At 57.5% G+C, this 18,097-nt stretch carries 17 protein-coding genes and 1 pseudogene; 5 read left to right on the top strand and 13 right to left on the bottom strand.

Going from position 1 to position 18,097, the window contains the following annotated elements; genetic code table 11:
- Positions 1-846: 846 nt before the first annotated feature.
- Entirely contained in the window at positions 847-1,119 is a 273-nt protein-coding gene (locus tag AC1DUP_RS30140) for a GntR family transcriptional regulator (RefSeq protein ID WP_115038198.1), read from the top strand.
- Positions 1,120-1,525: 406 nt separating this feature from the next.
- On the opposite strand, the gene AC1DUP_RS30135 is transcribed toward AC1DUP_RS30140, so the two are convergent.
- From AC1DUP_RS30135 to AC1DUP_RS30100, 8 genes are all read right to left on the bottom strand, one after another.
- Positions 1,526-2,749 (bottom strand): MFS transporter, encoded by a 1,224-nt coding sequence (locus tag AC1DUP_RS30135; protein WP_477836380.1) that lies wholly within the window; start codon positions 2,747-2,749, stop codon positions 1,526-1,528.
- Positions 2,746-4,206 carry an aspartate ammonia-lyase gene (locus tag AC1DUP_RS30130; protein ID WP_477836378.1) on the bottom strand — a complete coding sequence of 487 codons (1,461 nt, stop codon included), beginning with the start codon at positions 4,204-4,206 and terminating at the stop codon, positions 2,746-2,748. The genes AC1DUP_RS30135 and AC1DUP_RS30130 overlap by 4 nt, the downstream gene beginning before the upstream one ends.
- 11 nt (positions 4,207-4,217) lie before the next feature.
- Positions 4,218-5,615 carry a M20/M25/M40 family metallo-hydrolase gene (locus AC1DUP_RS30125; protein WP_115038200.1) on the bottom strand — a complete coding sequence of 466 codons (1,398 nt, stop codon included), beginning with the start codon at positions 5,613-5,615 and terminating at the stop codon, positions 4,218-4,220.
- 49 nt (positions 5,616-5,664) lie between these two features.
- Positions 5,665-6,879 carry a trans-sulfuration enzyme family protein gene (locus tag AC1DUP_RS30120; RefSeq protein ID WP_477836376.1) on the bottom strand — a complete coding sequence of 405 codons (1,215 nt, stop codon included), beginning with the start codon at positions 6,877-6,879 and terminating at the stop codon, positions 5,665-5,667.
- A gap of 317 nt (positions 6,880-7,196) precedes the next feature.
- Positions 7,197-7,973 carry an amino acid ABC transporter ATP-binding protein gene (locus tag AC1DUP_RS30115; protein ID WP_115038203.1) on the bottom strand — a complete coding sequence of 259 codons (777 nt, stop codon included), beginning with the start codon at positions 7,971-7,973 and terminating at the stop codon, positions 7,197-7,199.
- 3 nt (positions 7,974-7,976) lie between these two features.
- Entirely contained in the window at positions 7,977-8,888 is a 912-nt protein-coding gene (locus AC1DUP_RS30110; protein ID WP_115038205.1) for an amino acid ABC transporter permease, read from the bottom strand.
- Between the two features lie 2 nt (positions 8,889-8,890).
- The gene (locus AC1DUP_RS30105) at positions 8,891-9,859 is read right to left on the bottom strand and encodes an ABC transporter substrate-binding protein (protein WP_477821825.1); all 969 of its coding nucleotides are present in this window, start codon (positions 9,857-9,859) and stop codon (positions 8,891-8,893) included.
- A gap of 216 nt (positions 9,860-10,075) precedes the next feature.
- Positions 10,076-10,996, bottom strand: coding sequence for a LysR family transcriptional regulator (locus AC1DUP_RS30100; RefSeq protein ID WP_477836373.1), 921 nt, complete (start codon positions 10,994-10,996; stop codon positions 10,076-10,078).
- 61 nt (positions 10,997-11,057) lie between these two features.
- On the opposite strand from AC1DUP_RS30100, the gene AC1DUP_RS30095 reads away from it, so the two are divergent.
- Positions 11,058-11,861: a phytanoyl-CoA dioxygenase family protein gene (locus tag AC1DUP_RS30095; protein ID WP_115038211.1), complete on the top strand. Its 804-nt coding sequence runs from the start codon at positions 11,058-11,060 to the stop codon at positions 11,859-11,861.
- 131 nt (positions 11,862-11,992) lie between these two features.
- On the opposite strand, the gene AC1DUP_RS30090 is transcribed toward AC1DUP_RS30095, so the two are convergent.
- Positions 11,993-12,868 carry a LysR substrate-binding domain-containing protein gene (locus AC1DUP_RS30090; protein WP_115038213.1) on the bottom strand — a complete coding sequence of 292 codons (876 nt, stop codon included), beginning with the start codon at positions 12,866-12,868 and terminating at the stop codon, positions 11,993-11,995.
- A gap of 364 nt (positions 12,869-13,232) precedes the next feature.
- Here AC1DUP_RS30090 and AC1DUP_RS30085 point away from each other — a divergent pair, with 364 nt between their 5' ends.
- From AC1DUP_RS30085 to AC1DUP_RS30075, 3 genes and pseudogenes are all read left to right on the top strand, one after another.
- The gene (locus tag AC1DUP_RS30085; RefSeq protein WP_477836370.1) at positions 13,233-14,219 is read left to right on the top strand and encodes an asparaginase; all 987 of its coding nucleotides are present in this window, start codon (positions 13,233-13,235) and stop codon (positions 14,217-14,219) included.
- Positions 14,220-14,308: 89 nt separating this feature from the next.
- Positions 14,309-14,446, top strand: a complete 138-nt coding sequence (locus AC1DUP_RS30080; protein WP_162805079.1) for a hypothetical protein — start codon at positions 14,309-14,311, stop codon at positions 14,444-14,446.
- Positions 14,424-14,683, top strand: a pseudogene (locus AC1DUP_RS30075) (ATP-binding cassette domain-containing protein); the annotation flags it as partial. The gene AC1DUP_RS30080 and the pseudogene AC1DUP_RS30075, both read left to right, overlap by 23 nt.
- Before the next feature lie 80 nt (positions 14,684-14,763).
- Here the strand turns inward: AC1DUP_RS30075 and AC1DUP_RS30070 are convergent.
- From AC1DUP_RS30070 to AC1DUP_RS30055, 4 genes are all read right to left on the bottom strand, one after another.
- A complete protein-coding gene (locus AC1DUP_RS30070; RefSeq protein WP_115038217.1) occupies positions 14,764-15,876 on the bottom strand; it encodes an NAD(P)/FAD-dependent oxidoreductase in 1,113 nt (370 codons plus the stop codon).
- A complete protein-coding gene (locus tag AC1DUP_RS30065) occupies positions 15,866-17,287 on the bottom strand; it encodes an FAD/NAD(P)-dependent oxidoreductase (protein WP_115038219.1) in 1,422 nt (473 codons plus the stop codon). Before AC1DUP_RS30065 ends, AC1DUP_RS30070 begins: the two co-directional genes overlap by 11 nt.
- Positions 17,284-17,607 carry a (2Fe-2S)-binding protein gene (locus tag AC1DUP_RS30060; RefSeq protein ID WP_115038220.1) on the bottom strand — a complete coding sequence of 108 codons (324 nt, stop codon included), beginning with the start codon at positions 17,605-17,607 and terminating at the stop codon, positions 17,284-17,286. Before AC1DUP_RS30060 ends, AC1DUP_RS30065 begins: the two co-directional genes overlap by 4 nt.
- A 28-nt stretch (positions 17,608-17,635) precedes the next feature.
- Positions 17,636-18,097 (bottom strand): amino acid ABC transporter ATP-binding protein (locus tag AC1DUP_RS30055; RefSeq protein WP_477836367.1); only part of this gene is annotated, 462 nt, incomplete at its 5' end.

Raw genomic sequence — 18,097 nt, 5'->3', positions numbered from 1 at the left:
GTTGTGGTTAGGCGAATCGTTGAGTTGCCGGACCATTTTGATCAATTCTTGGTGGAAGCCGCTGTTGAGGGCATCATAAGCATTTTCAGAAAGGCTGATGCCAAGGGAGTACGAGTTCTTCGAGTTGGGCTGCACGCGCTCGAAGACGCTTGTCGCGGTCGCGCATGAACGTAGCGGCGGCGAGATAGAGCGACCTGCGAGACAGCTTTTTTCCCGTGTTCTATTCTTGCTTCCCAAAATTTTGGACCGGGAAGTCAACCATAAGCAGGTAACCGCCGGCCGCCTCCCAGATCACGAAATTGTGATATCGCGCTGAGTCCTTGACATTTCAAAGTCGTTTCAAAGACACGTGACCAGTTCTCCTCAGGTGATCCTGCTTGCCTTCGAAGTCAATCCTGGCAATATGCGGCAGCAGGCAGCACCCCTCGATTTCTTTTGCTGAGAGGTGCGCCATGCGTTCATTCGTTCGTCGCCTTCATTCACAGTTAACTCTCGCGAGCGGACGCCGTTTCTCTATAATGGAACAGCAATGGACGACGCCAGCCTCGGCTCCCCATATCGCTTGGCCGGATAGACTCACAAGCTGGTTCAGGTGAGTCCAGTCCTTGCGCATCAGCGTGCGACGCGAGCTTTTGTTTTCCGCGTTGCCGTGGCGGCCCCTGCCGAAAACGCCTATCTTAGATCATTTAGTGCCAACAGCCTGGACCCAACGTTTATGCGTCCGAAGTGACCATCCCCAGCTGGCTGCGCATAACTTCATAATCTCAAGTTATGAGCCCGGCGCAAGACTCCGAGATATGATGAGCCATCAAGCACAGATCAGCTGTGTCGGAGGAAGAATATCAAATGGATGAAAACAAAAGGAACTCGCCGACCGGGTATCGGAAAATTTGCGATGAGATGCTGAATCAAATCAACAAAGGGTTCTGGGCACCCGGTGACCGCCTGCCTTCAGAGGCCGAGCTGATGTCCCGGTTTGGCGTCAGCAAGATGACGGCTGATCGCGCTAGGCAAGAATTGTCAAGGCTCGGAGTAATCGATGCGGTTCCAGGAGTGGGGACATTCGTCTCAGTGAGGCCGCGTTCATCGGCGCAACAGCTATCGCGACGTCTGAAGTAAGCGGAGCCGGGCGGTCGGCAAAATGATGAGCCGCGCTGGAAGCGCCCATGTCTCAGCTGCGATGGCCCTTTTTATCATATGGGTAAAAGCGCTCGATAGCGCACGCGGCCGAATGCGCCAACGAGGTCACTTTTGCTTAGAGGCGAAGCTGACGTGTGTGATCAGATAACGGTTCTCGGAAGGCGCGCTCACTCTCTAAGATCTTTCGCGCTCGGAACGGAAGGTGCGAGAAATATGGACGACCAAGGCCGTCAATGCAGCAGTCGTGAGGCTCGTCGTCTCACCGAGTTCGCGGATGGCGGCTGGCAACGCCGCGAGATCAAGTGGCGTTCGATCTATTTGACGGTATCACAGCGCTTCTGATCCCTGGCATCACTGTGGCGCCCCGGTTTCCACTGGCGCCGCGTTATGACAAGCTTCCCGGGCCGGAAAAACGGCGTACCGTCGGCACCAGCATCGCAGCGGCTGGAGTGAGTAGACACACTGCGCCTGTTCCCATCAAAACCCAATCCCGGCCCATTACGTTTGCCAGGGGCGTCATAATCGCCAGACCTGCTGGCGCCATTCCATAGGAAAACAGGAAATCGAGCGACGAGACCCGCGACAACCGGTCTTTCGGTATCTCGTTCTGGATCGACGTAAACCAGGGGACGTTGAAAATCTCGATGCCAATGCCAGCGACGAAATACGCCGCAATCGGCAACACCATATTGTCTGCAAGGAGTAGGCTGAACGGGACAAGCCCATAAAGGGAAAGGCCGGCAAGCGCCACCCATCCTCTATCGGCTGGCCTCCAACCTGTGAGGAGCAGTGCGCCGACAAGCGCACCTGCCATGTAGGCAGTGGCAGTTGCCGTCAAAAGGGTCGTGCCACCATAGGAGTCCTGACTTATCTCAGGCAGCAGAACCGAAGTAACCGAATAACCGGTCGCTATGGTGACAGTGAGGGCGGCGAGCCCGGCCACGAACCATGGGTGGCGGCGTGCCTCTCGCGCACCCTCTGCAAACTCGCGGCAGATCTCAAAGAGTGTCGACTTTCGTCGAGCAATCCTGGTCTTGTCAGTCACCATTATTCGCTGGGGAACAAGCGCGCTGGCGAGCCAGAGAAGTCCGATCGCAAAAAGCGCCGCCCTCGTTCCCGCGCTAAGCGCCACCAGGCTGAAGACGGCCGGACCGATAATGCTCGTGACGCGGACAGAAATGCTCATCGCAGCATTGGCTGGTTGCAACAGATCATCGCATACGAGCTTAGGGATGATTGCCTGATAGGCGGGTCTGCAAGCACCTTGGCCCATACCCGCGGCAAACGCACCTGCGCGGAGCAACCATGGTGCCCACGCATCTGGTCCGAAGAGTCCTGCTACGATGAATGGCGTGGCCACTGCAGCGACAAGTCCTGATGCGAGGATAATCGGCCTTGGCCCGTGCCGATCGGACAGCACGCCTGCAATCGGTACAGCGGCCAGAAATCCGATCGTGCGGGCGGCAAGAGCGATGCCGAGATCGGTGGCGGTCAGACGGCCATCAACCACAGCGAACCCCAGAACGAATGGCAAGGCCCAGGTCGCAAGGCCAGAGGCCGTGTTACCGATCCACAGCCGCAGAAAAGCGGGAGAGACGAGCGCTTTCACCCTTGCGACGCCGCAGGATGTGCAGCGGCTTCCCTGAATTCCGCAATTACCTGCTCTGACCGTTCCGCGTCCGCGAACACCGAAACATCGACGAAAAGCCCTTTGGCATCTGTCTGGCTCATCAGCCCGCATTCGACGGCGGCGAGCGATACCGGAATGCCTCGAGCTTCTGCGTGCTTGGCCACAGCGGAGGCGGGCGGGTAGCCGTAAATTGCAGCAAGGGCAGTCGAGAGGGCGAGTGAGCCTGAAGCGTCGGCATGGCCGCGGTCGGCATTCACCTCGATCCCGGCGACGCAGCCGGAGACAAAAAGCGGGATGGCCCGCCGCATGAGCCGGATGGTCTCGCTCAAAGCCTCAAGGATGATTGATTCCCAGACGTTGAGATCCAGCTCGCCTTCGGCTGCGCGGGTGACCGTCGCATCGTTCCCGATCACCCGGAAAGCGACCTGCATCATCATTTCCGGCATGACCGGATTGACCTTGCCCGGCATGATCGACGAGCCGGGCTGCATCGCAGGCAAGCTGATCTCGCCAAACCCGGCACGGGGACCCGAGGACATCAATCTGAGATCGGACGACAGCTTTAAAAGCGTGACAGCGATTGCCTTGAGACTTCCGGAGACCCGTATCCAATGATCCGCATTCTGCAGCGCGTCGAACAGGTTCTTCTCGACGTGATAATTCTTGCCGGTCAGCGCTCGAAGCTCTTCGAAGACAAGCCGGCGATAGTCGGCAGACGCACCGAAGGCCGTACCTACCGCCGTAGCGCCTAGCGGTAAAGCGAGGCACGTATCTTCCAATAATTCCAGATCGCGCGACTGCCGTTCCAGCGCGGAGCGATAGCCCGAAAACTGTTGGCCAAAGGTGATGGGCAGAGCGTCCTGCAGACAAGTCCGTGCCAACTTCACGGTGCCGGCGAAGACACTTTCCTTCTCCTTCAAGGCATCGACAAGAAGATCCAACGCTGACCTGAGCAATCCGAGCTCATTGCCGACGGCCATCTTCATCGCCGAGGGAATGACGTCGTTGGTGGATTGTGACATATTCACGTGGGTGTTGGGATGAACCGGATCCGGCCCTTTTCTGCCCGCCAAGATTTCACTGGCGCGGTTCGCCAACACTTCATTGACATTCATATTGGCAGCCGTGCCGCCGCCACCGTGATAGATATCGACCGGATAGTTCTCGGCTGCTACATCAACCCGTTGTTCAGAGGCTGCAGTGACAATGGCCTGCGCGATAGCCGGATCAAGCTCACCGGCCCGACGATTGGCTTCGGCGGCTGCGTGTTTGATCAAGATGATTGCCGGCACAAAGCCCTCGATATCGGCGATGGTCCGGCCGGAGATCGAGAAGTTCTCAACCGCTCGCATCGTTTGAATCCCAAAGGCGACATCGTCCGGGATGACCCGCACGCCGAGCGCATCCTCTTCCAGTCGGCCCGATAAGATGTGCACATCCTCCACGGTCAGTTACCGGCGCCCTGTTGGATCTCTTCAAAGATCCTCACCCAACTACGAGCTCCCTTTCGCAGCCGTTCAGTATCATAGCGTTCGTCCGGTGCGTGGATGGCATCGCCCGGCAAGATAAACCCGATGACCACACATTCAGCGCCCAGCCCGCGGCTGAACTGCTCCACAAGCGGAATGGCGCCACCTGTCCCGCGAAGCACGGCGGGCGTCCCCCACTCCGCCAGCAGGCCGCGCGACGAAGCCGTCAAAAACCTGCTCTCCTGTGACAGCACCACCGCGGAGCTTCCACCAACACCTTCGAACTCCACTTTGCATCCTGCAGGCAGACGAGCCTCGACATGGCTGCGGAACCGGTTCCTGATGGTTTCTGGCTCCTGGCCGGCAACAAGTCTGAAGGACAGACGGGCAGTGGCGGATCCGGGTAGGACCGAACGTTCGCCAGGCCCCTGGTTCCCGCCGGTAATCCCGTTGATGTCGAGGGCTGGTCTGCCCCACATCGCTTCCAACGATGAATACCCCTCCTCCGTGACGCCTCCTGTGAGGTCGACGTCACCGATGAGGCTTCGTTCTTTTGCTAGCTCGCCCCATAGTAGCCGAACGTTATCCGGGATGTCTCGGACGCCGTCATAGAAGCCCTCGATCGCTACCTTGCCTTTTGCGTCGTGGAGCCCGGCAAGGATCGTGCTCAGGATCCGGATCGGATTTGCGGCAACCGCCCCGTAGTGCCCCGAATGAAGGTCGGGATTGGGGGCAAAAATTTTTACACGTTCGTGCAGCAGTCCCTTGAGCTGAGTAGTGATCGCCGGTTGCGTCGATGACCACATCTCGGCGTCACATATGAAAGCGACGTCGCACGCAAGCTCGCTCCGATGACGTTCGATGAAATAGGGCAGACTGGGCGATCCGCATTCTTCCTCTCCTTCCAGAAGGACAATGACATCGGCCGGAAACTCGCCGTAAACCGATTTCCAAGCCCGCAAGGCCTCGATAAATGTCCAGAGCTGGCTTTTGCTGTCGGAAGAACCACGCCCGTAGAGACGATGCAGACCATCTTCCTCGATCACCCGAGGCGCAAACGGCGCATGTGTCCATTGGGCGAGATCCCCCACCGGCTGCACATCATAATGCCCATAGAACAACAGGCTGGGGCGCTTTGCACCCGCGACAACTGCCGATCGTGCCAACACGACTGGATGTCCCTTGGTTGCAACGATCTGCGCCGGAAGCCCGTTCGTATCCAGTTCCTGCTTCAACCATTCAGCCGCGCGGGCGATTCCGGCTTCGCCCGAAGGCTCGCTCGATATCGACGGTATGGCGATCAGCTCAAGCAGTTTGGCCACGGTGACATCGAAGTTCAGGTCGATATCATCGAATACGTCATCTCTGTTGGGCACGTCTCTGTTTCCTTATTTATCTACCAGCGAGAACGCGGCGGAAGACCAATCAGCCACGGCTCGAAGCCGATCTCCGGCTTTTGCTTGACGACGACTTTATCCGGGCGTCGAGCGCTGCGAGCATTCCGTCTATATCGGCCCACAATTCGTTTTCGTCCTCAAGGCCGATACTCAGCCTTAGAATGACATCGGGTCCCGACCAGGATGTCGCTGTCCGAAATGCGTCGATGGACATCGGAGCTGCAAGGCTCCTGGTCCCGCCCCAGGACGCGCCAATCGCAAAGACCTTCAACGTGTCAAGAGCTGCCGCCACATGGGCCGCAGCCTCTGACTTGAAGACGATGCTGAACACTCCGCTTGACCCCAGGAAATCCCGCTTCCAAAGCGCATGACCAGGAAAGCTCTCGAGCGCGGGATGAAGGACCTGTTCGACTGCCGGGTGATCTGCGATCTTGGCGGCGAACTGCAGGGCAACTCGTTCAGAGTGCCGCAGACGCACACCGAGCGTTTCGAACCCGCGTAATACCAGTGATGCATCGTCCGGAGAGACGCCGATGCCCATCCTGCCAATCAGCGACCGGATCGGCTTAATGAGCGGGGCGTCCTTGATGGTGATCGATCCCATCAGCACGTCGGAGTGACCCGATACGAACTTGGTTAGCGCTTCGGTTACGATGTCAGCACCGTGCTCGAGCGGCTTGAAGTTCAATGGTGTCGCCCATGTGTTATCGACGCCCACCAACGCTCCGTGCTCATGAGCTATGGCCGCAATCTTCGGCAGATCGACGATTTCCATCGTCGTCGAACCCGGACTTTCGCACCAGACGATCTTCGTTGATTTGTGCATCCTCGACGCAACGTCCTCAGGCGACCGGGGATCGAAAAACTCGACCTCGACACCGAGACGGCGCAAGTCTGTTTCTGCCAGATCCCGCATCGGTGGATAGGCCGTATCGGCAATCAGGATATGATCACCGGTTGCTAGGAATGGTAGCACTGCAAGCGCGTTCGCAGCCTGGCCCGAAGGCGTGAGAAAACTCCAGGCACCGCCTTCAAGGCTAGTCAGCTTGGCTTCGAGGGTGCGTGTCGTCGGCGTTCCGTACAGACCATAAGAATAACCTTCATGGCCGCGATCGCTTCGCGAGGCGTAGGCGGCTGCGTCTTTGAACACGATTGTCGAGGCGCGGTGCACGCCGACGCCGAGCGGCGAAAATCCTTCATTCGTGACCTCAGGTGTAAGGACACATTGTGTGAGATCGTTCATGAGCGAACCTTTCTAAAAACGGCTTCAATCTGCTGAAGCAATCAATGCCAAAGCGACTGAACCTGCGCTGTGCTATTCTCGGGAGTTACCGAGTATGGAGAAAATGATCTGGATCGTTGCCCCCTCGAAGCGCCCGGTGCGATTTCGATGTATTTGCTTGAGATCCCTTGTGTGTCCTCGTGTGTTCTCGAGCGAAGGGCCCCATCCGCTTGCAGTTGAGCACAAGCAATCGCCTTCGGTGTCGAATTCTTGCAGGGTTCATCCAGAGGTCGTGCTGAGAGATGAAAGGAGCTGTATCTGACCATGCTCACCCCCGCTCACAGCACCTTGGACAGAAACGCCGTGGTACGCGGGTTCTTCGGGCTGGCGAGCATGGTGCGAGGGTGCCCTTCTTCAACGATCTGGCCCTGATCCATGAAGACCAGGTGATTGCCAACCTCCCGAGCGAATCCGATCTCGTGCGTTACGACCACCATCGTGATACCGCTTCGTGCCAGATCCTTGATGACATCAAGGACCTCGCCGACAAGTTCGGGATCGAGCGCCGATGTCGGTTCGTCGAACAGCATGACCTCCGGTTCCATCGCCAATGCACGGGCTATCGCGACACGCTGTTGCTGGCCGCCCGAAAGCTGCGCAGGATAACGGTTGCCGAAACCGTCCAGCCCAACACGTTTCATAAGCTCATTGGCCTTGGACCGAGCTTGCTCTTTTGGCCAACCTTTGACGTGCGAAGGACCTTCCATGACATTTTCGAGGGCAGTCATATGTGGAAACAATTGGAACCGTTGGAATACCATTCCGGTCAGCCGTCGCTGTGCGGCGATCTGGCTCAGTGACAGAGGATGGAACCGACCATCTCGCTCGACAAAGCCTTGCAATTCGCCTTTCAGGAACACCCGGCCCGCAGAGATATTCTCCAACTGGTTGATGCATCGGAGTAATGTCGATTTGCCAGATCCTGACGGTCCGATCGCGACACAGACTTCGCCTCGCTTCACGCGAAGATCGACACCCTTGAGCGCATGTACCGGGCCATAGAATTTGTGAATGTTCTGCATTTCGACGCAGAATTCGGGTATGTTTGCGTTCATGGCCTACTCCACCCGGGCTGGATGAACGGAAACGCCCTTACCGAAATGGCGTTCGAGGAAATGCTGACCGACCATCAGCAAGCTGGTAATGGCGAGATACCAGGTTCCGGCCACGAGCAGCAGCGGGATCGGGAGATAAAGCCGATTTGAAATCGCGTTGGTCGCGAAGGTCAGATCAAGTGTGAATGGAATTGCCAGAACAAGAGACGTCATCTTGAGCATGCCGATGGTTTCATTCCCGGTTGGTGGGATGATCACGCGCATTGCCTGCGGCATGAGAATCCGCCACCAGATCTTTGGCGGCTTCATCCCAAGTGCTTGTGCAGCCTCGGCCTGCCCCCGATCGATGGAGTTAAACCCGGCGCGGAATATTTCTGTCAGGTAGGCGGATTCATTGAACCCAAGTCCGAGGATAGCAGCCATTGCCGGTGTAACGATGTATTTCGTCTCGACGCTGATGATGTCGGGACCGAACGGGATCGCCAGGCTGAGGTTGGGAAAAAGAACAGCGAAGAGGCCCCAGAAAAGCAACTGCGTATAGATCGGCGTCCCGCGGAAAAACCACACCCAGGAGTAGGCAAGCCCGCGCAGAACAGGATTTTCACTGTCACGCATGACCACGAGCAACCCGGCGACCACGATTGCTACCGTCATCGCAATGACCGTTAGTAGAAGTGTCCAGCCAACGCCCCGGACGACCTGCGGCGAAAACAGATATGTGAGGTAGACGTCCCAATGGAAGTTGGGATTGGCGGAGACTGCCTGGCCTATCTGGAGAGCGATGATCGCCAGGATGGCGATGGCCAGCCAGCGACCCGGATGGCGTCGAGGGACCACGACGTTGCGTGTTATTCCCGGTTTGTTAAGGAAGGCCGGCGTCAGGCCGACCCCGATGTTCTTGATGTTGGAAGCCATGGTCAGATCTTGACTTCGGGGTTGACCAGGGCCTTGTCGATGATAACCGAACCGATGCCCCACGTATCGAGAAGCGACTTGTACGTCCCGTCAGCGATCAGGGAGTTGATCGTATCTGCGATAAGCTGGGTGAGAGCCATATCCGGTTTGGCGACAGCGATACCATTCGGGCCGTGTTTGCTCAGCGGTCCGGACGTGGACTTCAGCGTTTCAAGCTGCCCTCTCGACTGTTTGGCGGCGTAGCCAATTCCGGCCTCACCGGAGACCGTCGCATCCGCGCCGCCGGCAGCCACACGTGTCAGCGTTTCGGGCTGCTTCGAAAACGGAAGAATTTCAATTTCTGCCTTACCTCCGGCTTTGCACTGATCATTCTCCTGGTTGATCGAGCGCTCGAAGTAGGTGCCGGATTGAATAGCGATCTTTCGACCGCAGAGATTCGTCGGGTCGAACTTCGTCGGATTGCCAGCCTTGACAGCCCACAGGCTCCCGGTATCGGCGTAGCTGACAAAATTGACTGCCTTCATACGCTCGTTCGTAATGGAAAATGCCGAGACCCCGATATCGAACTTGGTGCCCAAAGCCGGAAGAATCGCTTCAAATGCAGCCGTCTGGAAATCGATTTTCACACCGAGCTTCTTGCCAATGGCGTTTGCGATGTCCACGTCAATTCCTTCAGGCGTTTGCCCGTCCTTTTCACTGAGAAATTCCCATGGCGCGTAGGACGTGTCGGAACCGATCGTAAGAACGCCGGCCGATTTGATCTTTTCGGGTAGCCGGGCAGCGAGAGCTTCCTCGACCTTGATCGAGGACGTGTCGAAACTCTGGGCAAAGCTGTTGCCGCCCGTGGCGAATACGGCAAGCACTGCAATCATTGGGAGGCGACTGGTCGTTTTGAACATTGATGTTCCCCATATTGTTGTTGCGGCGGACGAGCAGACATCTTGGGAGGACCGGCATCTGCTTTCCGACACGGGCAATATGAGACCCACGCATATCTGCGTCCAATAGTAAGAATCGGGCTATCTATTCGTACAGGTTATAGCTTTTAGTGTTCAGTTTGGGGTCGTGCCGGCCTATCTGGCATTCAAGCACAAATGGTGTGAGGTACCACGCCTTTCTAAGCGTTGGATGTCAGCCGATCGTGAGCCCGTTCACCGATTACAAGCCAATGCCGCTGCCACCCCATTTCAACGGGTTTGAGCAAACATCGAAATTGTGGCACGCACCAGCCCTAGAGGCTCCGGCTGAAGGCCGGTATAAGCAAGGACAACCGGCTCGATAGCATACGCATCGGTGATCTGGACCCGCACGACCTGTCTGCCATCATAGGTCGTCGATCCCGGAGGGTTGGTATAACTAATCCCGATCCCCTCGCCATTTGCAGAGAGACTACGAAGCAACTCAATGGATGCCGCTCTGTGTTTGACCGTGGGAGTTAAACCAATTGTCCGGAATAGACCGAGCATGTGACGCACAGACAAAGCCTGATCGGACAAGATTAAAGGGCGATCGGCAATTTCGGCCAGAGAAATGGTCTCACGCAACGCTAGTTCGTCCTCGGGCGAGATCCAAATCCAGGGAGCCACGTGGACCAGCAGATCACGCTGGAAACTGGCGTCAAGGCCAAGGTCATAGGTCAATCCAAGATCAATCTGCCCCGACAGCAGTGCGCTCGTGAGCGTTTCAAACGACATCGCAAGCACCTGGAACTCTGTGTCAGGACAGGTTTCTCTCAGCTTCACAATGACAGGAGCAAACCATGCAGGTGCGAGTTCCTCAAGGATTCCTATTCTCACGCGTGCCTGTCTTCGTCGCGACATTGCGCCGGGCTGCTCCAACCGATCGGCATCAGCAATGAGATCCTCAGCGTCTTTTAAAAAAATCCGCCCGAAGGCGGTCGGGGTAATCGCCACTCCCTTTCGGCGAATGAATAGCGGGAAACCCACGCGGTTCTCAATGTGCGTGATTGCCACCGATAGCGCGGGTTGAGACACGCTCAACTGATGCGAGGCCGCTGACATACTCCCGGCTTTGCCGATAGCGACGATGTATTCGAGTTGACGCAATGAAACATGCAACATCAGATTATGACCTTCTTCCAAAGACATTATTAGAAATTAACTGGATCATCCGCCACCATGCAACTTGCAACGGAGGCAAAAGAAACCAATGAAAAATCCATTCGTAACCCCGGATCAGATCAAGACATTTCAGACTGAAGGCGTGGTTTTGATAAAGGGGCTGTTCAGCGATCATGTGGAGACCCTGAGACGAGGCGTTGAAGTCAACATGGCTCACCCGGGTCCATACGCCGCAGAAAACCTGAAAACGGGAGATAGCGGCCGGTTCTTCGACGACTACTGCAACTGGGAACGCATTGACGAGTTCCGTGACGTCATCCGCCAATCACCAGCGGCCGAGGTAGCCGCGGACCTCATGTCTTCTGAAGCAGTGCAATTGTTTCATGACCATGTTCTGGTCAAGGAGCCCGGCACGTCCAGGCCGACGCCCTGGCACCAGGATGGTCCCTATTACTTCGTGGACGGAAAACAGACTATAAGTTTCTGGTCGCCGCTTGACCCTGTGCGTGAAGCCTCACTGCGGTGTGTCGCCGGCTCGCACCTTTGGGAAAAACCGGTCCTACCGACGCGGTGGTTGTCGGAGGAGAACTTTTATCCCGACGATGATCTCTACATGCCCGTACCGGACCCAGACGCCGAGGGAATGCCGGTTCGCGAATGGGAAATGGAGCCGGGTGATGCCGTCGCCTTCAACTACTACGTTTTACATGGGGCGCGCGGCAATCAAAGCGGCACACGACGTCGGGCGTTTTCGCTCCGCCTGGTGGGCGATGATGTTAGATATATCGAGCGGCCGGGGCGAACGTCACCGCCTTTTCCGGGTCACGGCATGAAAAACGGCGATCGGCTGAGGGAAGACTGGTTCCCCGTTCTTTGGCGGCGTCCAGAATAACATAAGGGGCCGGATCAAAGCTTCTCAGGTTGAACGCGCTATCGCCTGACGTCACGCGGACGCGTATGGATCGTTTCCGGCCTCTTATAATATGCCAGAAACGAACCTCGCACATTGCCCGCCGGAATGGCTCAGATTGCCTGCCTCAAATCGTCGATAAATTCCTGGAGGTGCCGTGACGCTATCCGGTTGGGTGGGGTGATTAACAGCGTCCGGAAATACAACCCTGTTTCGAATGGTCTCAATGTCAGGCCACGCCCGATAAAGGGTTCGGCGGTCAGTGGATCGACAAGTCCGACGCCAATTCCCGCCGCGACCATCGCACAGATCGTTGTTGAATACGGCGTTTCCATCACCACTCTCACCTTTACGCCGAGGCTCTGGAAAACAGTTTCGGCTTCGCCTCGCGTCGTATCTTCAGGAGCTAAAGCGATAAAGGGGATGGAATCCAGGTCCTGTGGGCGGATCGTTTCGAGCATTTCCAGCGGATGACCAACAGGAACGGCGACGGCCACACGAAATTGAGCGAACGCCGTAACCTCGACACCGGTCTGGTCTATTTCATCAGCGACAATGCCGAGATCAAATTGGCCAGATGCCACGAGATCCCTGACGGTCGATGACATCCGCGCCTGGAATGTAATAGCTACATTCGGGTTGCGGGACATGAATACATTCAACGCGCGCGGCAGCACATTCGTCGAAAGCGCCGAAAGGCAGGCAATTCTCAATTCACCAGATCCGAAATCGCGAATTCTGGCCGCCGCGCCACGCAGATGACTGAGCCCAAGATAAGCATGCTCTACCTCGCGGTAAAACAGTTGCCCCTCGGGAGTCGGATGCAGCCTTCCTTTAACACGGCTGAACAGATCGAAGCCGAGAGACCGTTCGAGTTCCATGATCATTTTGCTCACCGCAGGCTGGGAGACGTGTAATATTTCAGCCGCACGTGCCGTAGTACCATTCGTCATAACAACCCGGAAAATTTCAATCTGCCTGAGATTCATCGCACGCTTCCAAGAAAGCCAAAGCTTCAGGGAAGCCTTGGGGCAGGATTTTTCAATAAAATAGCCCCGTCACGTCGCCATCTGACGTCATCGCAGGTTTGCTCGTCTACGTACCAATGAAACTGAGAGACTAAACTTCCGCGCATGTTTCACGAGAACACTATCTTTGCACCCATGCCCGCAGCCTGAGCCGATTCAAGCCATGAGGTCAACACGGCGCAGTGGCGATCGTCATCCGGAACAGCTGCCGGGTATGCTCCTGAGCCCTATTCACGTCAATTTCTCTCATACTTTTCCGGTCTGCTTGCCGCAACCGTGTAGAGGCCTCTATACCCCGACAGTCGTTAGCGAGATTGGAACAGAAATGCTGCCAAAAGTTGCCTTCATCGGAACCGGTGGAACGATTGCTTCAATCGGGAAAGATCAGTTCGATCTCATGGATTACAACGCCGACGATGAGCGCGTTGATGCGGCCTCCCTGATAGAGAGCGTCGGCATTCAAGGGAAGATCGCCGAAATCGTTCTCGTTAACTTCAGACAGATCGACAGTACGGCGCTGACTTATAACGACTGGGCCGACCTCGCCGAGATCTGTTTGAGGCTTGCTGAGGACCCGGATTTGTCGGGCATTGTGATCGGGCATGGGACTGCGAGTTTGGAGGAGACAGCCTGGGTTTTGTCTCTGGTGCTCAAACTGAGAGTACCGGTGATCCTTACGGGATCTATGCGACCACTCACTGGCATATCGACCGATGCACATGCAAATCTCGCCGCCGCGGTCCGCGCTGCTTCGTCGCCTGATCTTCATCCTGAGGTGCTTGTCGTCTTGAACGACGAAATTCATTCGCCAAGGGCGGTGACAAAGACCCACACACTACGTCTTGGTGCCTTCCAGTCTCCGTGGACAGGCCCACTCGGTTACATCGACGGATCGGAAGTACGGATGTCACGTACTGAGGAAAGCTCCAACCGGAACCGAGGCTTTTCGCACGAGCTTCTTCGAGCCTTGCCGCGTGTTGACATTACCTACAGTCACGTTGGAGCGGACGGAAGTGCCGCCTTAGCGTTCGCGGCCGCTGGAGCGCGCGGCATTGTTTCAGCAGGCTTCGGTCCAGGCATGGCGACGCCCGCAGAGACGCTGGCCCTGAGTAAGCTGGTCGAGGCCGGCGTGATTGTCGTCCAATCTTCTCGCACGGGGTCGGGGCTCGTGGTAGATAGCGCTTATCACAAAAAGATCGGGATCATCGCGGGCAGCGACATCAATCCCCACAAGGCACGAATCCTGCTCGCGCTTTGCCTTGCTCGGGGCGATACCCGCGAGAAAATCGAGCAGATATTTCGGTCGCTCTAATGGATGTGGGTTGTTTAGCGGTTAGCTCACACGCTCGAAAAATCCACAGGAAGACGCCTTCAGATATTGCTGGTCGATCGAGCTTCAATTTGCCAACCGAAATCTCGTCGCTGACCATAATCATGATCGCCAATCTGCGCGCTGCGATCGCCGCAACTGATTTCTGCGAGCAGTTCGAGGTGACTGGGACCGTCTGCATGGGCGCCGAAGATCATGCTGTTCGATGAGCCCACCTCCGCCCTTAACTAGGAAATGGTGAAGGAGGTTCTCGACACAATGATCTCGCTCGCGGAGGACGGGATGACCATGATCGTGGTTACCCACGAAATGGGGTTCGCCCGAAAAGTGGCGGACCGCGTCGTGTTTATGGAAGGCTGGCGAGATCGTTGATATCGGCAATCCGCACGTGTTTTTTTGACACGCCAAGGAGCCCGCGCACGAAGAAATTCCTCGGCGATATCATGCATTCGCTCACAAATGTGAGGTTGACCCCGTCTGAGCGCCAAACAACCGAACGTTCGTTAGGGAAAAGAGATCGCTGTATTCAACCGGTGCAACTCGATGCGGTAAAGCGCGTGAGACTGAAATCCCGCATCCCGTCGGGAATGCCTCCATCTGCAATCCACCCGGCCGTCTCGAAGGCATGAATGGCGGCAAGAGACACGCCGCTGTGACACGTGACCAGGAACGCTCCAGGCACGACTTCCTCATAGACGGGTGCCGCATCGGGTGTAATGATCCTGAGTGCGGCCCAGCTGCGGATGATGCGGACATCCCTGAGGAATGGGAAGAATGCCTGCGTGTCCGCGGCGATCCGGCGTGTGGCCTCGAACGTTGTGTTGAGATCGTGGCCGACCTCTTCCCAGCTGCCACCGAGCATCAGCGTGCCGTCTTCCGTCTGCCGCACCTGCTCGATGGCAAGTTTGAACATCTGTGGCACACGCTCGGTTACCATGATCTGTCCGCGCACCGGCTTCACGGGGATCCGCACCCCCAGCATGTCGCCAAGGGCGACATTCCCCAGACCGGACGCAAGCACGATACACTCCGCGGTCACCTCGCCCCTGGACGTCGTGAGCACAAATTTCGATCCGTTGTGCTTGATGTCGAGGACGCCCATGCCGGGGAGATAGCGACTGTCTCGTCGCATATAGCCGCGATGCAGCGCGTGAAGCAGCCGCAACGGATTGGCCTGACCGTCATGCCTTGAATAGCTGGCTCCAGCAAAATCGGTTCCGATCTCCGGTACAAGCTTTCTGACGGACACGTGATCCAGCATGTCGAAATCATAGCGGCCGTTGAAGCGCGACTGGACCGCGGCGAGATCTTTCCCGCGCTGGGCCATCGCCTCGGGCGACCTGCAAAGGTAAAGGCCACCATTCTGGGTGAGCCCGACATCAATGTCTGTCTCCGTGCGGAGCTTACTAGCAAACTCGGGCCAGCACTCGGCGGCACGCATCGCCCAACCCGTATACGCGGGAAGAGAAAGTCCTTTTCCCTGCACCCATACGAGCCCGAAGTTCCCGCGGCTCGCTCGGATTGCGCTGTCACCCTCGTCCAGCACGACGCTCCGGACCTTCCGAAGTGCGAGACCATATCCAATCGAAATTCCGACGAGACCACCGCCGATTACGGCCACCTCTGTCTCAAGCTGCATGATGCGCCTCGACTATGGTGTTTGCCTCTCCGCACCCGGCCATTTCCGCAACGGTGGCAGGCTTCAACGGGAAGCGGACGTTGTAGGCGCCGACGTCACCGACGGGCCGCCCCGCCTCGTCCGCGATCAGGCGGGACACCGGCGGGCCGCACATGCGCCCCTGGCATGGGCCCATGCCACAGCGGGTGAACGCCTTTGCCTGCGCCGGACCGATGGCGCCATCCTCGACGGCAGACCGCAGCGTGCCGGCCGTCACCTCTTCACACCGGCAGACTATGGTGGAGGCGGACGGCGTCGCGATTGAAAGGCGTGGCGGATAGAGTGCTTCGAGGAACGGACGGAAAGCATGTTCACGCCCGATGACCCTCCTTGCCCTCTGGACGGTTGCGCGCGAACGAGTGTTCGCATGTCCCATCTGCTCAAGGATTAGACCAACCGCGATTTCGGCTGACGCCGGGGCAGCGACCGCGCCGTTGACGGTAGCGCCGTCCCCGACGATGAACACGTCCGCGATACTGCTCTCTCCAAATTCGCTGATGTCCGGCTGCAGGCATTGCAGCCTCTCGTTCCAGCTGTGCTTGCACCCCAGAGCAAGGGAAAGCTGCGTGTTTGGAATGATGCCTTCATGTACCAGCAGCGTGTCGACGTCGGCTTGATCTTCTACACCATTGGCTTCGAAAGCGATCGTTTCCAATTTGCCGTTACCACGCGCGACGAGGCCAGCGACGTTCCTATGGATCGGGATCTGGGCCGCGCGAATATCCCGCAGCATCCGCAGTCCCTTGCGAATCTTGCCCGCATTGCTCACAAGAGCTCCAACATTGCCGAGCGCGGCTTTGGCGACCCTCGTGGGAGGCGCAGTATCGAGAAGCGCCGAGACCCTAACCCCGAGGGCAAGTAGCTGCGTCACAAACAGCAGCATCAGCGGGCCGTTTCCTGCAAACGCGACGCGTCCGACCGGAGCTATCGCGGACGACTTCAGGAGAAGCTGGGCCGCACCGACGGTCATCACACCGGGAAGCGTCCAACCCTCGAACGGCACGGGCCGCTCGACCGCGCCAGTGGCCAGGATAAGTTTTCGAAATGCCAGGCGCCGGGACTGTGCATCCATGGTGTAGCACGCGACGCCGCCCTGTTCCTTCATGTCTATGCGCCATAGACTCGCGCCAAAGAGCGAGGTGACGCCGGCTCGCCTGAAGCGGGAGATGGCAGCGGATCCGCCCGAATAATCGGGACCCAGCAAGACGCTATGGCGAAACGGGCCGCCCTCCAGCCCTCGATAAATCTGCCCCCCGGCATCGGGACGTTCGTCGATGAGTACGACAGAGAGGCCCTCCGTTGCCGCCATCGTCGCCGCGGCCATCCCAGCTGGCCCGCCGCCCACGACAAGAATATCGACGGCTTCGATCACTCTTCGAGCTCCTTGAGTGTGGTACTGGTTGCCAGTATCAGCTGCCGGCGAATGCGCATGCCATCTGCCACATTACGGAGACATCCCTGCTGGTTCGGTACTCCGTCGACCTCGACCAGGCATTCGAAGCATGCGCCCATCATGCAGAATGGCGCCCTTTCTGCTCCGGAAACGACATTTCGGCGGTAGGGCTGCAGGTCGCTGAGAAGCAGGACGGCGGCAACCGTATCACCTTCAAAGCAGGTGGCTTCGCGACCGTCGATCTCCAAGACGACAATCCTGCGCGCGTCGGGCAGATTCACCTTGCTGAACAAAAACATCTTTCGAGATCCTTTCCGCGCCGTTCGATCAGTGCAGGATCTGGCTGAGGAACAGCTTGGTGCGCTCGTGCTGAGGATTGTCGAAGAATTCAGCCGGCGAATTCTGCTCGACGATCTGGCCCTGGTCCATGAAGATCACACGGTTCGCAACCTGGCGGGCAAAGCCCATTTCGTGGGTGACGCAGAGCATCGTCATGCCTTCTTCGGCAAGGCCCACCATCGTATCCAGCACTTCCTTGATCATCTCCGGATCGAGCGCCGAGGTCGGCTCGTCGAACAGCATGATCTTCGGGTTCATGCAGAGCGAGCGGGCAATCGCCACGCGCTGCTGCTGGCCGCCTGAAAGCTGGCCCGGATATTTGTTGGCCTGCTCGGGAATCTTGACGCGCTTCAAGAAGTGCATGGCGATATCTTCGGCCTGCTTCTTCGGCATCTTGCGCACCCAGATCGGCGCCAGCGTGCAGTTTTCCAGGATCGTCAGATGCGGGAA

It is taken from the genome of Rhizobium sp. 01L419, assembly GCF_056400025.1.
Note: the sequence above shows the minus strand (reverse complement) of the source record. Positions and strands in the feature narration are given on the sequence as shown.

What these genes read in the sequence shown, in the direction of transcription:
- AC1DUP_RS30140 (WP_115038198.1), top strand. Translation starts at nt 847, where the DNA reads ATGGATGAAAACAAAAGGAACTCGCCGACCGGGTATCGGAAAATTTGC.
- AC1DUP_RS30120 (WP_477836376.1), bottom strand. Translation starts at nt 6,879, where the DNA reads ATGAACGATCTCACACAATGTGTCCTTACACCTGAGGTCACGAATGAA.
- AC1DUP_RS30115 (WP_115038203.1), bottom strand. Translation starts at nt 7,973, where the DNA reads ATGAACGCAAACATACCCGAATTCTGCGTCGAAATGCAGAACATTCAC.
- AC1DUP_RS30110 (WP_115038205.1), bottom strand. Translation starts at nt 8,888, where the DNA reads ATGGCTTCCAACATCAAGAACATCGGGGTCGGCCTGACGCCGGCCTTC.
- AC1DUP_RS30100 (WP_477836373.1), bottom strand. Translation starts at nt 10,996, where the DNA reads ATGTCTTTGGAAGAAGGTCATAATCTGATGTTGCATGTTTCATTGCGT.
- AC1DUP_RS30095 (WP_115038211.1), top strand. Translation starts at nt 11,058, where the DNA reads ATGAAAAATCCATTCGTAACCCCGGATCAGATCAAGACATTTCAGACT.
- AC1DUP_RS30090 (WP_115038213.1), bottom strand. Translation starts at nt 12,868, where the DNA reads ATGAATCTCAGGCAGATTGAAATTTTCCGGGTTGTTATGACGAATGGT.
- AC1DUP_RS30085 (WP_477836370.1), top strand. Translation starts at nt 13,233, where the DNA reads ATGCTGCCAAAAGTTGCCTTCATCGGAACCGGTGGAACGATTGCTTCA.
- AC1DUP_RS30070 (WP_115038217.1), bottom strand. Translation starts at nt 15,876, where the DNA reads ATGCAGCTTGAGACAGAGGTGGCCGTAATCGGCGGTGGTCTCGTCGGA.
- AC1DUP_RS30060 (WP_115038220.1), bottom strand. Translation starts at nt 17,607, where the DNA reads ATGTTTTTGTTCAGCAAGGTGAATCTGCCCGACGCGCGCAGGATTGTC.